Genomic DNA, 17,807 nt, shown 5'->3' with positions numbered 1-17,807 from the left:
AGTGTCTGGGGTTCAGACAACCTTCGGTGGTGTTTGCGGAGCTAAGAAAGGCGGCTTAGCGTTGCACTTCGGACTTGAATCCGCCAAGCATTAAATTCCGATTGGAGGGGTAACTGTCCAAACAAATATTTCATTATTTTGATGTGTAATCGCAAGTTGGGCTGCTTCGGTTTTTATTAAACATGAAGTACTAATATAAAGGTTAACCCAAGGGGAGGCATGCTGAGTACAGCCAATAATATTATCAATACTATATAAAGGAATTTTCCTTCCGCTTTCGGTAAATAGAACTTCTGTTCTAGTGTTATCCAGATTACTGATTGAAAAAGCATTAAGAAAAATAGACTTTACTTTGGTTAGCCCGACATTCCCCCAAAGGAGCGCATTATCAATAGATTTACTTAACTCCAGCGTATTGTGCTTATGCTGAGGTATAGATTCAGGTCGGTGAATAAAAGCGATATATTTGTTAAGCGTTTTTTTAGGTGATGATAATAAATGAGCTACACTAACCTCTGTATATTTATCAATGGGTTGTTTAATCAGATGAAGGTTTATAGTGAGTAGGTATTCAAAATCATAGATTTTATCTAACCAGTTATCTACAATGCTAATTGGGATATGTTCTTTATAATTAATACTGAATGGTCTTTCGAGTAATTGAGAAACTTCTTGATTAATTTGTTTATTATCATTTTTATTTAGAATAATACTTTCTCCAATCGAAACTAAAATATTTAATGATACATTGTTTGATAGACATTTGATTGCAGTTAGCATTGATGGCTCACTAATTAACGCTTTAATTCTATTGATGACTCTTTCTACATCTGAAGTGTTGCTATCAATGAACTGAGCACAATAACTTGCTTTACCGTTGATGAGGTTAGGAGGCAAAAGAGATGTTTTACTGGTAATTATTTGTGTTGATAAATCTTTGCAGTTTGTTATGTGAGGAAGAATCATGGCTTGTGCTAAAAGTGTAACTTTTCTTTGGCCTATCGATATTCTTTTATCTTTATCTATTTGTCTTTGTGTATCCCATCCATCAGCTGCCCATTTATTAAAAAGAAAAAACATGTATCTAACAGAATATAAACCTAGCCAAATTATGAGGGTAAAAATGAGTAAATTTGACTCTGGTATTTTTTCTATTAATGACTGAGAAACTAGCAATCGATGTGAAATATAAATGACTACTGATAGTAAAACAAAAAAAATGCCCCATCGTTTAATTGATGGAAAATCTTGACGTTTTGCTTTTGGCGGTAGTGATAATAAATCAACAGGCATCAGTTTAGAGGCTCGCTTTGGCATTAGGAAGAGAGGAAATCAATGTGCAGCCACAGCTACATTTATGACCATCAAATGCAACAGGTAAGCCATTATCTAGAAATGTTGGATGTCCTTGAGAAATCACTACATTATTATGTCCTTTTTTAGGGCATGAAACGGGGTCACCTAAGCGGGCGACACCTATGCCGTTAAATACCATTGATGAAGAACCTGATAATACTTGGCCACCACCTGTATTTTTATCACCAATACGAATAATACCTTTCATGATAAAAGTCCTTTACGATTTGTTATTGGAAACTGATAGATACAGCTTTAAAGGAAAATACACGTTCGAAGAGAATTGAATAATAAATATAATTTTCATTCATAATAATTAAAAAAATGTTTTCCAAAGATTTTTGGGGTTCATCGAGGCATTAAGAATATATGGGTCATGACGAACAAATTCCCAATGGGCTTTCAGTTCTTCAAGATTGTTATGTGATGAAGGTAGACAAAAGGTATCGATAATCGTGATGCCATCATCTGCCAATACATGCCCACTAATATAATAATCCTTGCCGATTTCTTTGCGATGATTTAGTCCTGTCGTAAAAAACACATCTTGCCAAGGGGCTGTAAAGATAGAGCCATCAATGCGTGTCGCGTGTACCAATTGGTTTTTACGATCAAACCGAATAGGGTAATGAATCCATGCGAACCACTCTTTTTTTAATAAGAATAGCATCCAGAGTGCCATCGGAAATATTATTAGAGAACCAATTAGAATAGCCAGTAAATACCCTACTTCATAGAATGACCAAGTAATAACATCAATAGCTAGCCAAGCAAAGTTTGAATGCTTATTTAAATTAATTTGATGCCATTTGCTTATTGGGCTAATAGCATCAAACTGCCAAATTATTTTTTATTACAGAACCAATAGATTAATAGATGTTTCGGGTTTTTGGAAACGTCAAAGAAATAAGGATCTTTGGTATCTTCCGTAGATTTTTTTTGAATATTCTCAGGCCATACCGGACGACGACTGGTTAGGACCGCTATACAACGGGGAATACCTAAAATCACGGTTAAAGGTAATGAAACCGGTAAAAATAATATCGAGCGGCCACCAAGGTTAGTCAACAGATAGAAAAAGCTAAACCATATACGCTCTTTTTTATGTTCAATCGGTAAACAAAAATCAATATGATGAATAATATCTTGCGGGCCATCTTCCATATAACGGCGAACAAATTCCCAATGTGCAAGTAATTCCGTTTGGTTAAAACTGGTTGCTGGTAAACAAAAGGTGTCAATAATGGTGTTTTTCTTTTTATCAAGAATATGACCGCTAATATAATATTCATCTTTCATAGACTTTTTGTAAAATAATCCAGAAGTGAAAAAGATATCATCCCATTTGGCGGTAATAATCGAGCCATCAATTCGATACGCATAAACAAGACGATTTTTACGGTCAAAACGAATAGGGTAATGGGTCCAAGCAAACCACTCTTTCTTTAAGGTATACAATGCAAAGCAGATAAATCCAGATAAAAACGGTATAACAAATAAAAGAAAAAATAACATCTCAGTTGAATAGTCCGCAACAAAGATACAATAATAAAGGATAAAAAGAAGAGCAGAACCAAAAGTTGCACTACATAAAGAGGATACAAATGAGAGAAGGCCTTTTGAATAATAAAATTTATCGACTAACTCAAGGTAATGTGAATTTATTACAATGACTTTGCGGTCAGAATCCAGTTGTTCCTCAGGAATATCATTGCGAATATGTTGATGTAACTGGTGTTCGATTTCTCTTTCGTTAAGTGGGCGCTGTAATCTAAATTTTGGAAATAAGCCATAGTAATCCATATTAAAATCCCCCCAGCGCAGCTTTAAATTCATCTTGTTCTATTTGCATGGTCGGGTATGTTGTTAGCTCAAACATATCTACCACATCACTATCTTTAAGCATTTCAAACTCTTTAAGTTTACTAAGCCCTTTTTCTGGAAGTTTGCCCCATAGGCATTGTTGCAACCATTTTTGAAGGTTATTGGGAAGGTCTAAAGCGATGAATATAGCTGTTCCCAGTAATATAATTAGGGAAATAATCATTGTTATCGGTCCCCATAAAGGTGCAAAAATTAGTACATAAATAATAGCAAAACCTGCACCTGCAGATAGAAAATATAATGAACTGAGTCCCAAATTACCTTTCATCATCTCGTCAACACCATGAAGAGAATCATAAATAGCACCGATAGCCGCACTAACAATCCCTAATGTTTTTCCCGCAAAACCAAATAGATACTTTGATACACGAGTATTCTTAAATGCCTTCCTTGCGGCGTCATTTTCAAAGGTAACGAACCTATAGATACCCGTTTCTATGGTGCTAAGAATTGTGCTGGATAATCCCATAACCCCAGAACAAAAGCGATACCGAGATTCTTGTTGATCACGGGTTAATGTTTTATTGTTGCCAAGATCGGATGAACTAATCAGTGCAGCAACTTGAAATAAACCGGAAAGTACACCTAAACAAAATGGGGTAGCCGACTTTAAGCTTTGCGTTTTATTTTCGAACGATATTTTCCATGCCCTGTAATTTTTAATATAAGCATCTTGGCTCGAAAATATATGGGCTCTTAATGCTTTTAGTTGTTGATTGGATGGTAATGCCGCGATCCTTTCTGCTTCCATGGGTTCCAAGCATATAATGAATTTTTGTACTCGTTGTGTATAAATATGTTCGCCATTTAACGCTTTCGCTTTGAGATCTTTTTCTAAAAGATCATATAGAGATTTTTCACTCATTTTCAGGTTATCGCCATATAATTGCATAATGCGTTTGGCTGTTTCTTTATACAAATGAGAAAACGTCCCTTCCATTTCAACCACGATAAACGCATTTTTAGTGATAACCCCCATAGATACAAGAAAAGAATACATTGATTTTGAACCTAATAGGTTTGTTAAATTTTTCAGTAGTGGACCCGTAAGTATACCCAAGTAAACTGCAATGACTGAAACACCCGGGGAATCGGGTTTATCTATGATAGTTCCAAAAGCATCAATTAAATTATTCCAAGGCATTTCGCTTAGGGATTGGTGGCTATTAACGGCTTCAGATATTTTTTTTATTAACGCATCTTGATTTAATAACAGCGCTCTGGCTAAAAGGTTTTTAGGGTTATCTTGAGGTTTGATTAATGCCTCGGAAAAGAATTTTTTAGTTCCTTCCTTATCTGACATTCCTCGTATGCAATAACTAATAATGGCAGTAAATTCGGTGCCGCTGATGATATCATTTCGGTCAAAATTACATTGGAAATAATCAAGAAAACTGTCTTCATTAAACCAATCGAGATACATTTTTGTTCTGGGGGAAATCACTCGGCTATTATATTCTTTTACTGCTTCATTTAACTCTGTTGCATATTCTTTGACTTTATTGGCATCATAATATTTTTCATATTCAGACCAACTGCTCTTAACGTTGATTGACATACCTTTAAACACTTCTTCCCAAATATCGTTGTCTTCGGGTATTTCCGGTGCGTCGACAATAATACCGTAAGCATCGGGATGAACGTTATTCGATTCTTTGGTCTTTTTCGCTTTATATACATTGCTTAAATATTCACGTTCGAGATCTGTTATCGTTGAATCTTTCATTAGTGTTATTGATGCAAGCAAAGCGGACTTTCTTTCGGTATCCTTATCTTTTTGGTATATCTCTTTATTAAACTCATATTCTATTAACGACGATAAATCTTTAACGTTAGCGGTAGGATCTGGCAATACAAATATTGCCCCTTTGGGGTGCAAACCTTGATTAGCTGCATTTTCTACATATTTCCCAGATGCGATAGGTGTTACTTTCGCGTATGCCGGATAAACTAACGACGTTACGGCATTAATAGGATTAAACATCATATCTAACGGCAGTGTCCATTTCCATATTTCGCTTTTTATTGCGTGCTCATGATAATTAGCAATAGTTTGCTCTAACTGTGACAAAGGTAATGCTTGTGGCACTTGCTGACGACTCAGCCATGCATCCATATCAAAGGGTTGCATATATTTTTCACGGTAGCCTTTTTCTTCAAATTGTTTTCGAATGGCATCAGTCCATTTCACTTCTGACCAAGCAAACCAGAAGGTGCCATTTTTAGTACCTTGGGGCATCATGGGTAAGGTGATTAAAGAGGCTCTAGCCAATTCTTCTGGCTGGTCAATGCAGGGTTTAATTTCACCAGAGGCTACATCATTAGGGACATCCCCATTTTCGGGAATTGGGTAATAAAACCCACCGTCAGTAATATAATAATTAATCCATGAGTGACCTAATTCATCCCAAATATTTAAGTAGCCAGAGCGTAATAACCGCAAGGTATATGCAGTTTCCCCTTGGGCTTCAACGGGGACATGAATACTTTTAGGCATAACAGGGAGAATATCATGTTGAGACATAATAGCAGGGCGAGCGAGTAAAATGGGAAATCCACGTCGAATGCAAAAACTGCAACCTTGCGACTCATTTTTATCTTTCATATCTAGATTCCTTTAGACGTTATTAACGTGGGAGCATTGGCTTTTATTTCTTGCCAGCGCTTTTCATTCCAATTGGAGGTTGTGCGACGGTAATATTCAGGATTATGAGCAGAAACTTTTAATACAGCTTGAACATCATGATGTAACCAAAAAGCACATTGTTGCTCGATGCCTTGCTGTACAAAAATATTTATATCTTTATTTATAACCAAACCACAATTGGATGCGATCAATAGCAACTCATCAATGTGTCGGCTAAGTCTAATTTTTTCGTCTAAGTTTTTTGTAATAGGTAATTGTTCTAACACTTGGTTAATTAAACCAATCCTATTAATTTGTTCTAACGGTAAATTAATAGGATCATTTTTGATATAAGGTGCTTTTTCTTGAAAACTTAACGTATGCCATTGTTTATCAATAAAAAATGTCCAAGATGGAATTGCTTGCGTTTTTAAGTAAGTTTGCAACTGCCAAGGGGTCAGCATCCAAGATAATTGAATTAAAACTCTGGGATCGTAGTAGCGAAAAAGATAGTTTTGTTGTTTTTCATCATTAATTAAAAGAAGGCTAGCTAGCTCATTGCGCAATGATTCTGCTGATAAAGGGCTGCTGAGTAATAAGTTGATGTTAGGTGTTGAAAGCCCTTGAGATTGTTCTGTTATTTTAGTGATGAACTTTTGCCAATCTGGCGTGGGTAATTCATGCAGTGATATTAGTGCTGGGTATAAATGTGATTGGGGGGCCAAGTGTGCTGAGACAATATCTAATGAGGGATAGTCATCAAGTAATGAACGAGCAAATGCTTTATCAATTAATGCAAATTGGTGCTCACCGAAATTTTTATGTTGGGGTAGATAGTGTGTCATACAGTATCCTTAGCGTAGAGGTACAATACCTGAACCCTGTTGAGCAGCTTCTGAAGCCATGGATTCACAAGCAGTAAATTGTGGGTACGGCATATTCAACGTTGCAGCATCCATATATTGAAGATTTGAACTTTTTACATTGAAGTCTCCACTCGTTCCGTGCTCTATCTGTGAACCTTCAATGGTGATATACGAGCTACCAGATTGCAGTGTAATTTTTTTCTTTGCACTGATGATAATTTCATCGTTAGTACTCGTAATATTCAGCCCTTTTTGTGCAATGATGTCGACTTCACCTGTTTGAGCTTGTATTTCTACCTTACCTGCCGCACTAACCAGTTTCATGCCTAGTTCATGCGCAAATAAAACAACTTTTTTCTTAGCAAATAAGACAAGGCGCTTGAGTGATGATATTTCTGTATTACCCGCAGCGGTATAAATTTGATTGCCGTTACTACTGTATTGAATATGTTTAGGGGTTGAGGTTGCAATACCGCCTGGAGCACCGATGAGTACGACTGGTTCTTGCAGTTGCTCAATGTTTTGTTGTAAAAATTGTTCTTGTGTTTGATTATCGAGTGATTCGATATCCGCTTGTTCTAATATTGATGATAGAGATTCCGCCATTGATAATGCATCAGAAAGTTGACGTTTGATTTCATCTATATTGAGTTGTTGCTCGTTCGCTTTTTCTTGCTCATGAGTACTTATTAACAACCCTTTACCCGCACGAATCGCGCCCCAGCTGTCAGTACGTAGCTCAAAACCGTCACCGCGTTGTTCGCGCTCGGCGTTGACTAAATGCCCCAGGTTTAACTGGGTTTTTCCACCATATTCGGTGCTGAGCTTAATATGCTCTTGCCCGCGTTTATCCTCCATGCGCAGTTTGTTATTCGCAGGCGTGCGGATCACATTGCGGGTGTTATTTTTATCCGTCACGTGATCAGGGTGGCGGGAATCATGCAGTGCGTGGGCGATATAAGGGCGGTCTGGGTCACCCTCATGGAAGGCGATAGCGACTTCAGTGCCTTGAATTAGCGGGAAATGAATCCCATAAGTATCGCCGGCGTAAGGTTTTGCCAACCGCACGGGCATACTTTCATAGCCCTTGGTTTTTTCATCACGATCCGCATCGAATTTGACCCAATAAAAGCCGTGTTCATTTTGGTGGGCATAAATATCGTGGTCTTTAGCGCTGGTGACGCGTGCCATTAATGTTCCTGCAATGACAGGGCGTGGTTTTAGAGCCGGGCGCCAGCACAGTGATTCAGTGTAAGGTACGGCGTCAAAGCGGACGGTTAGCGCTTTATCTCGGCTGGCGGTAAAGCGTAGGCGAGTAATTAGAATTGGCGATTTGAATACGCTGGGTAACGTCGAACTGAGCGGGTTATCTTGAATGCTTAATACTAATAATGGCGTCAGGTCCGCTGCGCTACTTTCTCCGCGGAGTAAAGTTTGTCGAGCTAAAAAGCGTTCGTGGTCGAGTCTTGCCCAAAAGTTTGCGGTTTCAGTTTCAGGGCGAATTTTATCCCCGCGGGTCAGGTGGCGACCTTTATAGTGATAAACATCGCCGTAGTTGATTTTTTCGCCGTCACCGCGCGTCATATCCGCGACAGCGGAAATCAACGTATCTTCCGCCAGTCGGTGGTTATAGTCTTTGGCAAAAACAGTGCTTTCAACCACTTGATGACGTAAAGATAATCCCCAAACACTGTCAACATGGTTATCGCTCAGCCCAGACGGGCTATTGAGTGGCAGCGTTTTGTCATACACATAGCCTCGTTGGCTGTCTGTAAAGTGGAGTACCTCGGTTTGGGTATCATCTTGTAAACCAAAGCGATAAAAAATACCCACTTCACTGAGTAAACGCTCAATAAATTGGCGGTCACTTTCGTTAATTTGGTTGATTTGTTCGCGCTTTGGGTACGCTTTGTCGAGATGAAATTCGAACTCCCAGCCTTTGAAATTATGTTCACGCAGAATTTGTTCAACCACATCAGGGATGGATTGGTTGATAAAGAAACGGTGGCTGCGAATTTGATGGCGGAGTAGCGCAAAAAAAGGCTCGATAACTAGCTGGTAGCGAGCTTCATCCGCAGAGCCAGAGAGACGACGGAAATCCGTCACTACGCCATGAACCCGCTTGGCAACGCTCGGCTGAGTGGCAAGCCCCATTAAGTTACTTATCGGCGCACAAAAGGTCAGGCTGGCATTACGGCGTAATAATTGTTGAGCAGAAAGATCTTGGGCGGAACAGGTAAACGTAATTTGGTAGCGATAGGTATCGCTAGCGGCCTCACGCCCGGCAAAATGTTCAACGTCCAGTAAATCTGAGCAGCCTTGCACTTCTAAGCGATAGCGGTTTTGACCTTGAAGGCGGTTTTTGGTTGTATCGAGTAGGCTCATGGATTTATCTCCTCAATATCACTGAAACTCAGGGTGATCCCGTCTTCTTCGCTATACCCCAACGTCAGGCTTTGCGCTTGCTGGTGGTTAGCTTGGCGCATCAGTAGTTGCTGGCTCAGTACCGGTAAAATCTGCTGGTTCAGCAGGCTGTCTATATTGCGGGCACCAGTGTCGGGTAATAAACAGGCGCTCACAAGAGTGTCATACAGCGCTTCTTCTATAATGCCTTCAAGCTTGTAGTGTGTGTAAAGACGCTTAATGACGCTACCCAGTTTCATTTCAACAATTTGGCGCAGAGCGACAGGACCTAATGGGCGATAAATTAGGGTTTGGAAACGTGCGAGTAAGGCGGGTTGGAAGTGTTCGCGCAAGGTTGGGCGCAGCAGTTCTTGCAGCTCGCCGTCGGTAGACTCAGGGAACTCCTCGAGTTGCTGCATAAGCAAGTCACTGCCCAAGTTTGCCGTCATTAAGATCACGGTATTGCGAAAATCAATTTCACGACCTTCTCCATCGCGCATAAATCCACGGTCGAAAACTTGATAAAACAGGTTGAGCACATCGCGGTGGGCTTTTTCCACTTCATCGAGTAACACGACGCTGTATGGGCGCTTGCGAACGGCTTCCGTCAAAATCCCGCCTTGACCATACCCCACATAACCTGGAGGGGAGCCTTTTAATTGGCTGACGGTGTGGGCTTCTTGATATTCGGACATGTTGATGGTGATTAAGGATTTTTCGCCACCAAACAGGACATCAGCCAAGGCGAGAGCGGTTTCAGTTTTACCGATTCCGCTTGGTCCCACTAATAAAAATACCCCTTGAGGACCGTTTTCTGACGCCAGACCTGTACGTGCAGCACGTAACCGTTGTCCAAGTCCCAGTAATGGGCTTTCTTGACCGACTACGCGTTTACCTAGCGAGTCTTCTAACTCCAGCAGTTCGGTTTGTTCATCTTTTAATAGACTGGATAATGGCACACCGGTCCAGTCGGCGATGACAGTAGCCACGGTTCTGACATCCACATCGGGGGTGATCAGCGGCTCATTTTGTTGAACGAGTTCTAACTGTGATTGGATATTGCTGACATCTTGGGATTGACGTCGCTGTTCTAAGAGCTCGCTGATAAGGTTTTTTTCTTGCTCAAAACGCTGTTCCAGTTCCGCCATTTGCAGGGCTAATTGCGCATCTTGAGTGACTAATTCGCTCAGCAGGGATTGGTTGGTGGTGTTGCCAATCGCCAAGTCATCAAGAATCGCTTGCTGTTCAAGTTCTAATGCATTGCGCTTGGCTTTTAAACGAGTCAGTTCTTCAGGGAGCGTATCGAGGCTCATGCGAATTCGGGCGCTGGCCGTATCGAGCAAATCCACGGCTTTATCGGGGAGCTGACGACCGGTTAAGTAACGGCGAGATAAGGTGACGGCGGCTTTGACCGCATCATCGGTAATGTGAACGCCATGATATTTTGCGTAGCGCGGTTTTAGTCCACGTAGCATCAAGCAGGCTTTTTCATCGTCCGGTTCATCCACTTTGACCACTTGGAAGCGGCGCTCTAAGGCGGCATCACGCTCGAAATATTGCTTATATTCAGACCAAGTGGTTGCGGCAATCGTGCGTAATTCACCACGGGCAAGGGCGGGTTTGAGTAAGTTAGCGGCATCCGCGCCACCTGCTTGGTTGCCTGCGCCGATGATGGTATGGGCTTCATCGATAAATAATAGAATAGGGGTTGGAGATTGTTGTACGGCGTCAATCACGTTTTTTAAGCGCTGTTCAAATTCGCCTTTGACGCCAGCCCCCGCTTGTAGCAGCCCCAAATCTAAGGTTCTTAATGATGTGGTTTGCAAACTGACAGGAACGTTACCTTCAACGATACGCAGGGCTAAGCCTTCCACTAACGCCGTTTTCCCGACACCCGGTTCACCCACGAGAATGGGGTTATTTTTACGGCGACGAGACAGAATATCCACCATTTGACGGATTTCGTCATCACGTCCAAAGACGGGGTCAATCGCACCTTCGCGCGCTTTTTCGGTCACATCCACCGTAAATTTATTCAGCACGGTCAATAAGGCATCATTCAGTGTGTTACCGATGACATTCTGTGCAGGGGTTTTGCTAGAGGATTGAGCCTCAAGCGGCGCTTCCGCCGGTAAAGATTGATTATGCGCCGCAAGTTGCTGAACTTCAGGGCGCTCATCGGATTGCGCATCAAGCATCGGTCTTAAGCGTTGTAATTGCGTGAGGCTTAAGGTCATTAATGGCCAAAGGGCATCGTTCGGAACTAAAGCGGGCTGCTTCACCATCGCGGCAAGAATATGCACACTGCGGATATGCTCGATATCTTCATCCAATGAGGCTATCACCCATGCGTGTTGAATTAAGTTTAGGAGTGATTTTGATAGCGAAGGGCGGCTATGGATAGAGCGGGGCAGGTTATCGATTTCTGTTAACAGACTTTGCCATAGTGCAGAAATATCCCATTCATAGCGACGCGCTAGCACAGTGATATCACTCTCTCCTAGCTCAAGTAGCTTGAGTAACCAATGTTCGATGGTGACTTCAGCATGGGCGCGTGTTTGGCACAAGGAAGCTGCTGCCTCTAGTGCATTAGCACAGAAAGGGTTTAGGCGACGCAATAACATAACTGAAGAATTTTCCATGTTCTCTCCCTAGATAATCTGGTGGATATCAATGTGTTTAGGCACGCTACCGCCCCTAACCGTTAACCGAGGTTCATAAGGTGATATTCGCGATGGGAATGCGCAGTTGAAAGCGCGTATAGCTTGTTTAATGGCAAAATGTGTTGTGTGTGAGTGAGATTGCGCAAGAGGCGCAAGAAAAAAGCAGACGCCGAAACGCCTGCTTATCTTAATTAAGCGGTAGCACGCTCATTCCAAGAATCGGAATGGATAATGTTGCCGTCTTTATATGTCCAAGTGATTTTTTCATAGCGCAGCTCAATCTCTTCGAGATGGTTGTGCTTCTCTTTACCTGGATCTTTGATGTCGTGCATTTTTGGAGCCACTTTCACGACTTTGACGTTTTCAAGTTTGGTGTTGAAATATTCGACTTCTTGTCCTGCGTCATCAATGCGATACCATTTGAATTCCGCTTCTTTCAAGGTTTGACCCGTGGTCACAGCCTTGTAAAGATAAGGGCTTGAAGCATCAATTTCTTTAACGAAAATGAATGGCGTATGGATACGAGTACCTGTTAATTTACCGGTATTGTTATCCGTTGGGATGTACAGGTTATGGTCTTGAGCAACCACTTCGATGCTGCCTTCACGGTCTTGTACGTCGACAGAACCTTTAATTTCAGCACCGCCATCATCTTTCAGCCATAAATAAACTGGAATAGCCATAACTACTTCTCCTTTTGTGTGGAATGTGTACCACCATCCATCGATGGTACGGTGTTGACGTCTGAGACCTGGCAAGCTTCAGCTTGAGGTATCAAACGAATTTCTACGCGCCGATTTCGAGTGCGTCCGTCAGCGGTGTTGTTGTCGGCAACGGGGTTATTTTGCCCGTATCCCTGCACTGCAAAGCAGGTTGGCGAGATATCACTGGTTTGGATCATCCAATCACGGACAGACTCTGCGCGTTTTAAAGACAGTGTTTGATTTAATTCAGGATTTCCGGTGTTATCGGTATAACCAGAAACCATAATTAACCAGCCAGGTTTAGCTTTAATGTTGAGCAAGGCATCGACTAATACTTTCGTTGCACCTGCTTTGAGTGTGTATTGACCTACGTCGAATAGCGATAAGCTATCTAGCGTGACCATCTGAGGGGCTGCGGGAGTAAGTGCAGGAACCTCAGGCGCGACGTCAGGTTGCGGTGGTGCCCAGCTACCGAGCAGCATGTGCAAGTAAGGTAAAATTCTGTTTCCCTGATATAACGCTAAGGAATGAGACGTTGGAATGCCTTCTCGTTCCCAGCGCGCCAGCTCAGAAGCATCAGTTTGCAATTGCTGATATGCCGTCAGTTTTGGCGTAAGCGGGGTATCAGAGAGATGCAAGAAGCGGGTGACATCTTCGCCAATATGACGAATTAGTTGCTGATTATGGTGGTAGCTTCCGACCAATGCGCCCATCAGGAATACACCAAAAATGAGACCAATAGCGCCGAAGAGTTTTTCGGTACGGCTTAAGCTAATATCATGACGTAAACGACGTAACATCACATCCGGCAATGGCAGCAAGTCGGCTGTTTGTATGGATGGGAGTGATGGCAATGTGGTTTTTTCTTGGATAAATTGCTGCCATAAGTTGTTGGGTTGGCTTGTGATATCTATCCATTGAATGGCCCATGCTGAAGGGATTTGCTTTGGCGCTCCCGCTTGAGGCATTGTGAATTGAGGCACTAAAACTTGGTTTAGCCAGCTTTGTAAGGTATCTAGCCACAGAGAAAATTGCAGGCTCTGTTCTGACTGTCCAATCTGTGCTGGCAGCCAAGCAGAATAGGGCGCTGACATGGAGCCTTCTTGCTCTACCTGAAATTCAGTTTGGTGGCTGAGTAACGTCATCCAAGGGGTATGTTCATCATCAACATGCATAGCAGTATCAGCATGATGAGGTTTAGAAAGGTATACCGTTACCCAAAATGGCAATTTAGCACCGATTTTTTGACGACCTTCCCCAATAGCTCGACGCCAATTGAGTAGTGCTTGTGTCAGGGTTTCTTGCTGGGTAAGTTGCTCGGGCAAGACAACGTAAAGTAAGGATAAGTGCCCAGATAGCGAAGGGGCATATTCCACCAATGCGGCAATCAGTTTAACGAGATCCGTGGGCGCGGATACACGAATATACCAACCTTGATTTGTTTCTCGGTGTAATTGGTCATTGAGAAACAGTGCGTGGGATTGACCACAAACCAGAATAACAGGACCTTGATAGTTATCGGCAGGCAATGCGCCCGTATAATCATGCTCAGTGGAAAGCGTTTGTCGGCGCTGTTTATATTGCCAAAATAGCATCCCACCAGTGAGCGTCAACACTAAGACCGATACAAAGATAGTGACAGTCTGCCCTAGAGACCAAAATCCCCAGAGGAGCCACAGAAAAAGACCTGTAGCAAAAAGTGTCAGACACTGTTTGATTGGATTTTGCATGCCTATCCTTGAGTCATCCACTGTTGTAGTAAGTGTTCTAATGATGCGCTGAAGCTCCACCACATTGCTGCCAATAGAAGAACGCCACCAATCCAACCAAACCAGTAAAGTCGACGGCGGCTAAAACGCAATTTAGGTTTTACGACAAGAGGTAAGTCTGACGAGATCAGATAATCAGGAAGTTGAACATTGAGCTGAGCCACAATGCGTTCACGTTCAGGCGCGTCTTTCTGGCGAAACTTTCCGACAAACCCGAGAGTGAGAACGCGGTGGAAACAGAGTAAAACATCAGGATTCGGAGCGGTTTCATTTAAAATACTGCGTAGGCGATCCCAAAGTTTATCTCCCGCTTCTAATGTATTGAAGTAGCGGGCTTGCAGAGGTGACTGTATCCATGTGTTATATCCATCATCTTGATGCTGGCGATTCATGACGCTTTCATCAATTAACGCACATTGGGCATATTGCATGTGTTCAATGGCGGCTTCTGGATAGCCATGCTCAAGGAGTTTTTGGCGTGTTTCATCGATCAACTGGCAAACGCGGCGGTAAAAACTCTCACCATGGGTGATGGCTGTACCTTGATGAAGTTGACAAACCATCAGCCAAGTTTGAGCAAAAATCATGTCAATCGTGTGGTGTGACGTTGTATTGTTCATGAGCGAAGTACCGCAAACAGCTCTAATTGAATATCACCTAATGTACTCGGGACGTAAAAGGCACATTGCCCTGAAGAGAGCATGGCTTGACCCGCAGGTGTTTCAATATCTAGCGCAAAATATTGATTTTCTAAGCGAAGTGGGACTGCGGTTGGAACATGGCTGAGCGGTTTCAATGGAATACCATTGAGTGCCACATTGACCACATCGGCAACATCATCACTACTGCCCGCTTTACATAGAAGAGGAAATTGAGCAATCAGCAAGTGTGCTGGCAAAGATGAGCGAACGGAGAGATAGAAATCCGCTTCTTCACGTAAACGACCATCATGAAGCTGACCTTTCCAGAAAGGACCCTCTTTGGCTAATTCAATACTGATAACACGTGAAGGTAAGCTGGCTTCAAGCAACGTATTTAGTAAAGCAAAGAGTGGTGGGAAAACCTGCTCAGGGAGCTCATGTTTGTAGAGCGGAATATCTTCCAGTTTACTTTCTAAAGAGAAGGTTAATAAGCTCCCAGCTAAACGAGCAAGTTCCCGATAGAGTAATTCAGGATGACGATGCAATGCTTGACTGAGCTCGTTTAATACAGGCTCCGCGCTATTAAGTGAGTTTAATAGCCAAAATAATGAAACATCAGCAACCACAAAATCGGCCATTTTTTCATTACTTTCGCGGCGTAGAGCCATTAGTCGACGGCGTTTAGCGACTAAACGATGCATGAATTCAGATAGTAAAGAGCGTAATTCCAGACTTCCTTGACAGGCGAGCAAAGGGGGAATAAAACGGCTATCGAATTCCCATGCACCTTGCGCATTGCGGATCAGTCGCGCAACCGGGCAGGTCATAAATGCTTCGTTCTCATCGTGGGCAAAACGTAGCGTTGCAGCATGGCGTAATACCGCAATATCCGTTTGCTCATGCCCGAGTAAGTCTTGCACTTTGACCCACTCTTGGCTAAATCGACGTGGACGATCGGTTCCCGTTTCAGGAACCAAGTTGCCGCCGTTGGCTAACATGAGAGGTAGTGCTAAAACGATATCTAATGACTGGCGATCTGCGTAGTCATTAAGGGATAGCACCGGAGGAAGCGCATCAGCCAGCGTCGTGTCAATAAGTGTGCCGTCGTGAAAGCGCACAATCATTTTTTGTGCGCTGACGCGAGAGAGAGTTAAAGCACTGGCATCAAACTCAGTGCTAATCACACCCCACGTTGAGGCAATGCCCATTTGAGCAACGACTTCAGCAACATGACTATCCCAACGGGCTTGTTGTTGAAATTGTTGGGGGGCCAAAAAGGCCCCGTCTGTCCATAGGGGACGGTAGATTTTCATCCTGAATGACCTTTACTAACCGTTAGGCTTTGGCTTTAGGCATTTGTGAAACTAACGATAAATCCACATCCATACCTTCGACTTGGAAGTGTGGAACGGCATACAGTTTCACACGGAAGAAGCCAGGGTTATCTTCGATATCTTCAACAACCACTTTTGCATCGCGAAGTGGGTGAGAGGCTTGTAAATCATCACCTGGATCGGTCATTTCAGTCACTAAGCCACGAACCCAGTTGTTGAGTTCTAATTCAAGTAAGCGTCTGTCTTTGGTGGTACCAATGTTTTCGCGTTGAATCAGTTTCAAGTAATGGGCGATGCGAGACAGCAAGAAAATGTAAGGCAAACGGGCGTTGATGCGGCTGTTAGCCGTTGCATCTGCTGTGTCATATAACGCAGGCTTTTGCGCTGAGTTAGCGGAGAAGAAACAGGAGTAATCGCGGTTTTTGTAGTAAGACAGTGGGATAAAACCAAGATTCGCGAATTCAAATTCACGTGTTTCTGGGATCATGACTTCAGATGGAATTTTCACCTGACTGCCAGTCCCTAAATCGAATAAATGGATTGGTAAATCCTTGACGGCACCACCTGCTTGAGGTCCGCGAATTTGGACACACCAGCCATTGTTGATAAAGCTTTTTACCATGTTTGCAGCAAAGGCAAATGTGGCATTCGTCCACAGGTATTTTTCGTGATCTGGACCTTTCACTTCTTCAACGTAATTGAAGCTACGAACAGGGATTGTATCTGGACCGTATGGCAGACGACCAAGCACACGAGGCATGGTTAAGCCAATATAACGCGCGTCATCAGAGTCACGGAAAGATTTCCACTTAATGTACTCAGCGCGGTCAAAATAGTTACCAATATCTTTGATTGCCGCGACTTCTTCCATGGTTTCTTTGCCGAAGAATTTAGGTCCCACGGAGCCAATAAATGGCATATGAGCGGATGCAGAGACTTTAGAGATACTGCGTAATAAGGCGATATCTTGTGGGCTACGGTCAAATTCATAGTTAGAGATCATCGCTGCAATAGGTTCACCGCCTGGGGTGTCATATTCCGCAATGTAGGTATGATGGTAAAGACCACTTTGGATGATTTCAGGACTATCTTCGAAATCTTGTCGCAAATCATCTTTGGCGATATCAAGTAACTCAATTTTGACGTTTTGACGAAAATCGGTGCGATCAACGAGGAATTTTAAACCACGCCAAGTGGATTCGACTTTTTGGAAGTCTTGATGGTGCATCACTTCGTCAAGTTGTTGGCTGATTTGCTTATCAAGTTCAGCAATATGATGATCAAGCAGGTTGCGGTCTAAGCGCTCGACTTTTTGATCGGATGATTTTAAGCGGTCTAAAAAGACTTGAACAGCGACGGTGACACGCTCATCAGCTGTTGCATCCGCTAGCGCAGCGTTATCTTGAAACGCATTAATATCACTGATTGATGCGACTGGCGTTAAATTGATTTTTTCAAATAATGAAGCATAAACACCGTGATTAGAGGTGTCGTCAAGTACAGTGGTTGCACCTTGGGTTGATTCAGTTTTTACAGACATCAGCATAATCCTTTAGTAATC

The 17,807-nt window shown here is 42.7% G+C and carries 13 protein-coding genes; all 13 read right to left on the bottom strand.

Translation table 11 applies throughout. From position 1 onward, the window contains the following. Nucleotides 1-90: 90 nt before the first annotated feature. Nucleotides 91-1,293, bottom strand: a complete 1,203-nt coding sequence (locus tag PSF16_RS09890) for a hypothetical protein (protein WP_272689191.1) — start codon at nucleotides 1,291-1,293, stop codon at nucleotides 91-93. A 4-nt stretch (nucleotides 1,294-1,297) separates the two neighbouring features. Next, nucleotides 1,298-1,564 (bottom strand): PAAR domain-containing protein, encoded by a 267-nt coding sequence (locus PSF16_RS09885; protein WP_154602835.1) that lies wholly within the window; start codon nucleotides 1,562-1,564, stop codon nucleotides 1,298-1,300. A gap of 108 nt (nucleotides 1,565-1,672) precedes the next feature. Then, on the bottom strand, nucleotides 1,673-2,026 hold the full coding sequence (locus PSF16_RS09880; protein WP_272689190.1) for a DUF6708 domain-containing protein: 354 nt from the start codon (nucleotides 2,024-2,026) through the stop codon (nucleotides 1,673-1,675). 173 nt (nucleotides 2,027-2,199) lie between these two features. Further along, complete coding sequence (locus tag PSF16_RS09875) at nucleotides 2,200-3,159, bottom strand: DUF6708 domain-containing protein (protein WP_154636412.1); 960 nt, start codon at nucleotides 3,157-3,159, stop codon at nucleotides 2,200-2,202. 1 nt (nucleotide 3,160) lies between these two features. Beyond that, nucleotides 3,161-5,845 (bottom strand): T6SS effector BTH_I2691 family protein, encoded by a 2,685-nt coding sequence (locus tag PSF16_RS09870; protein ID WP_272689189.1) that lies wholly within the window; start codon nucleotides 5,843-5,845, stop codon nucleotides 3,161-3,163. Between the two features lie 2 nt (nucleotides 5,846-5,847). Continuing rightward, nucleotides 5,848-6,711 carry a DUF4123 domain-containing protein gene (locus PSF16_RS09865; protein WP_272689188.1) on the bottom strand — a complete coding sequence of 288 codons (864 nt, stop codon included), beginning with the start codon at nucleotides 6,709-6,711 and terminating at the stop codon, nucleotides 5,848-5,850. A gap of 9 nt (nucleotides 6,712-6,720) precedes the next feature. Further along, nucleotides 6,721-9,117 (bottom strand): type VI secretion system Vgr family protein, encoded by a 2,397-nt coding sequence (locus PSF16_RS09860; RefSeq protein ID WP_272689187.1) that lies wholly within the window; start codon nucleotides 9,115-9,117, stop codon nucleotides 6,721-6,723. Further along, nucleotides 9,114-11,777, bottom strand: a complete 2,664-nt coding sequence (gene tssH, locus PSF16_RS09855; RefSeq protein WP_272689186.1) for a type VI secretion system ATPase TssH — start codon at nucleotides 11,775-11,777, stop codon at nucleotides 9,114-9,116. The genes PSF16_RS09860 and tssH overlap by 4 nt, the downstream gene beginning before the upstream one ends. A 212-nt stretch (nucleotides 11,778-11,989) precedes the next feature. Next, nucleotides 11,990-12,481, bottom strand: a complete 492-nt coding sequence (locus PSF16_RS09850) for an Hcp family type VI secretion system effector (protein WP_006660409.1) — start codon at nucleotides 12,479-12,481, stop codon at nucleotides 11,990-11,992. 2 nt (nucleotides 12,482-12,483) lie between these two features. After that, nucleotides 12,484-14,232, bottom strand: a complete 1,749-nt coding sequence (locus PSF16_RS09845) for an OmpA family protein (protein WP_272689185.1) — start codon at nucleotides 14,230-14,232, stop codon at nucleotides 12,484-12,486. A 2-nt stretch (nucleotides 14,233-14,234) separates the two neighbouring features. Then, a complete protein-coding gene (tssL, locus tag PSF16_RS09840; RefSeq protein ID WP_272689184.1) occupies nucleotides 14,235-14,891 on the bottom strand; it encodes a type VI secretion system protein TssL, short form in 657 nt (218 codons plus the stop codon). Beyond that, nucleotides 14,888-16,225 (bottom strand): type VI secretion system baseplate subunit TssK, encoded by a 1,338-nt coding sequence (tssK, locus tag PSF16_RS09835; protein WP_036978937.1) that lies wholly within the window; start codon nucleotides 16,223-16,225, stop codon nucleotides 14,888-14,890. Before tssK ends, tssL begins: the two co-directional genes overlap by 4 nt. Nucleotides 16,226-16,247: 22 nt before the next feature. After that, nucleotides 16,248-17,792: a type VI secretion system contractile sheath large subunit gene (gene tssC, locus PSF16_RS09830; RefSeq protein ID WP_272689183.1), complete on the bottom strand. Its 1,545-nt coding sequence runs from the start codon at nucleotides 17,790-17,792 to the stop codon at nucleotides 16,248-16,250. Between the last annotated feature and the right edge of the window lie 15 nt (nucleotides 17,793-17,807).

Source organism: Providencia sp. PROV033 (genome assembly GCF_028484855.1).
In the GTDB taxonomy this organism is placed as follows: domain Bacteria; phylum Pseudomonadota; class Gammaproteobacteria; order Enterobacterales; family Enterobacteriaceae; genus Providencia; species Providencia alcalifaciens.
The sequence above is the reverse complement of the archived record's forward strand: the minus strand, read 5'-3'. Positions and strand labels throughout refer to the sequence as shown.

Excerpts from the sequence above, each read along its gene's own strand:
- PSF16_RS09890 (WP_272689191.1), bottom strand. The coding sequence starts at position 1,293 with ATGCCTGTTGATTTATTATCACTACCGCCAAAAGCAAAACGTCAAGAT.
- PSF16_RS09885 (WP_154602835.1), bottom strand. The coding sequence starts at position 1,564 with ATGAAAGGTATTATTCGTATTGGTGATAAAAATACAGGTGGTGGCCAA.
- PSF16_RS09880 (WP_272689190.1), bottom strand. The coding sequence starts at position 2,026 with ATGCTATTCTTATTAAAAAAAGAGTGGTTCGCATGGATTCATTACCCT.
- PSF16_RS09875 (WP_154636412.1), bottom strand. The coding sequence starts at position 3,159 with ATGGATTACTATGGCTTATTTCCAAAATTTAGATTACAGCGCCCACTT.
- PSF16_RS09870 (WP_272689189.1), bottom strand. The coding sequence starts at position 5,845 with ATGAAAGATAAAAATGAGTCGCAAGGTTGCAGTTTTTGCATTCGACGT.
- PSF16_RS09865 (WP_272689188.1), bottom strand. The coding sequence starts at position 6,711 with ATGACACACTATCTACCCCAACATAAAAATTTCGGTGAGCACCAATTT.
- PSF16_RS09860 (WP_272689187.1), bottom strand. The coding sequence starts at position 9,117 with ATGAGCCTACTCGATACAACCAAAAACCGCCTTCAAGGTCAAAACCGC.
- tssH (WP_272689186.1), bottom strand. The coding sequence starts at position 11,777 with ATGGAAAATTCTTCAGTTATGTTATTGCGTCGCCTAAACCCTTTCTGT.
- PSF16_RS09850 (WP_006660409.1), bottom strand. The coding sequence starts at position 12,481 with ATGGCTATTCCAGTTTATTTATGGCTGAAAGATGATGGCGGTGCTGAA.
- PSF16_RS09845 (WP_272689185.1), bottom strand. The coding sequence starts at position 14,232 with ATGCAAAATCCAATCAAACAGTGTCTGACACTTTTTGCTACAGGTCTT.
- tssL (WP_272689184.1), bottom strand. The coding sequence starts at position 14,891 with ATGAACAATACAACGTCACACCACACGATTGACATGATTTTTGCTCAA.
- tssK (WP_036978937.1), bottom strand. The coding sequence starts at position 16,225 with ATGAAAATCTACCGTCCCCTATGGACAGACGGGGCCTTTTTGGCCCCC.
- tssC (WP_272689183.1), bottom strand. The coding sequence starts at position 17,792 with ATGCTGATGTCTGTAAAAACTGAATCAACCCAAGGTGCAACCACTGTA.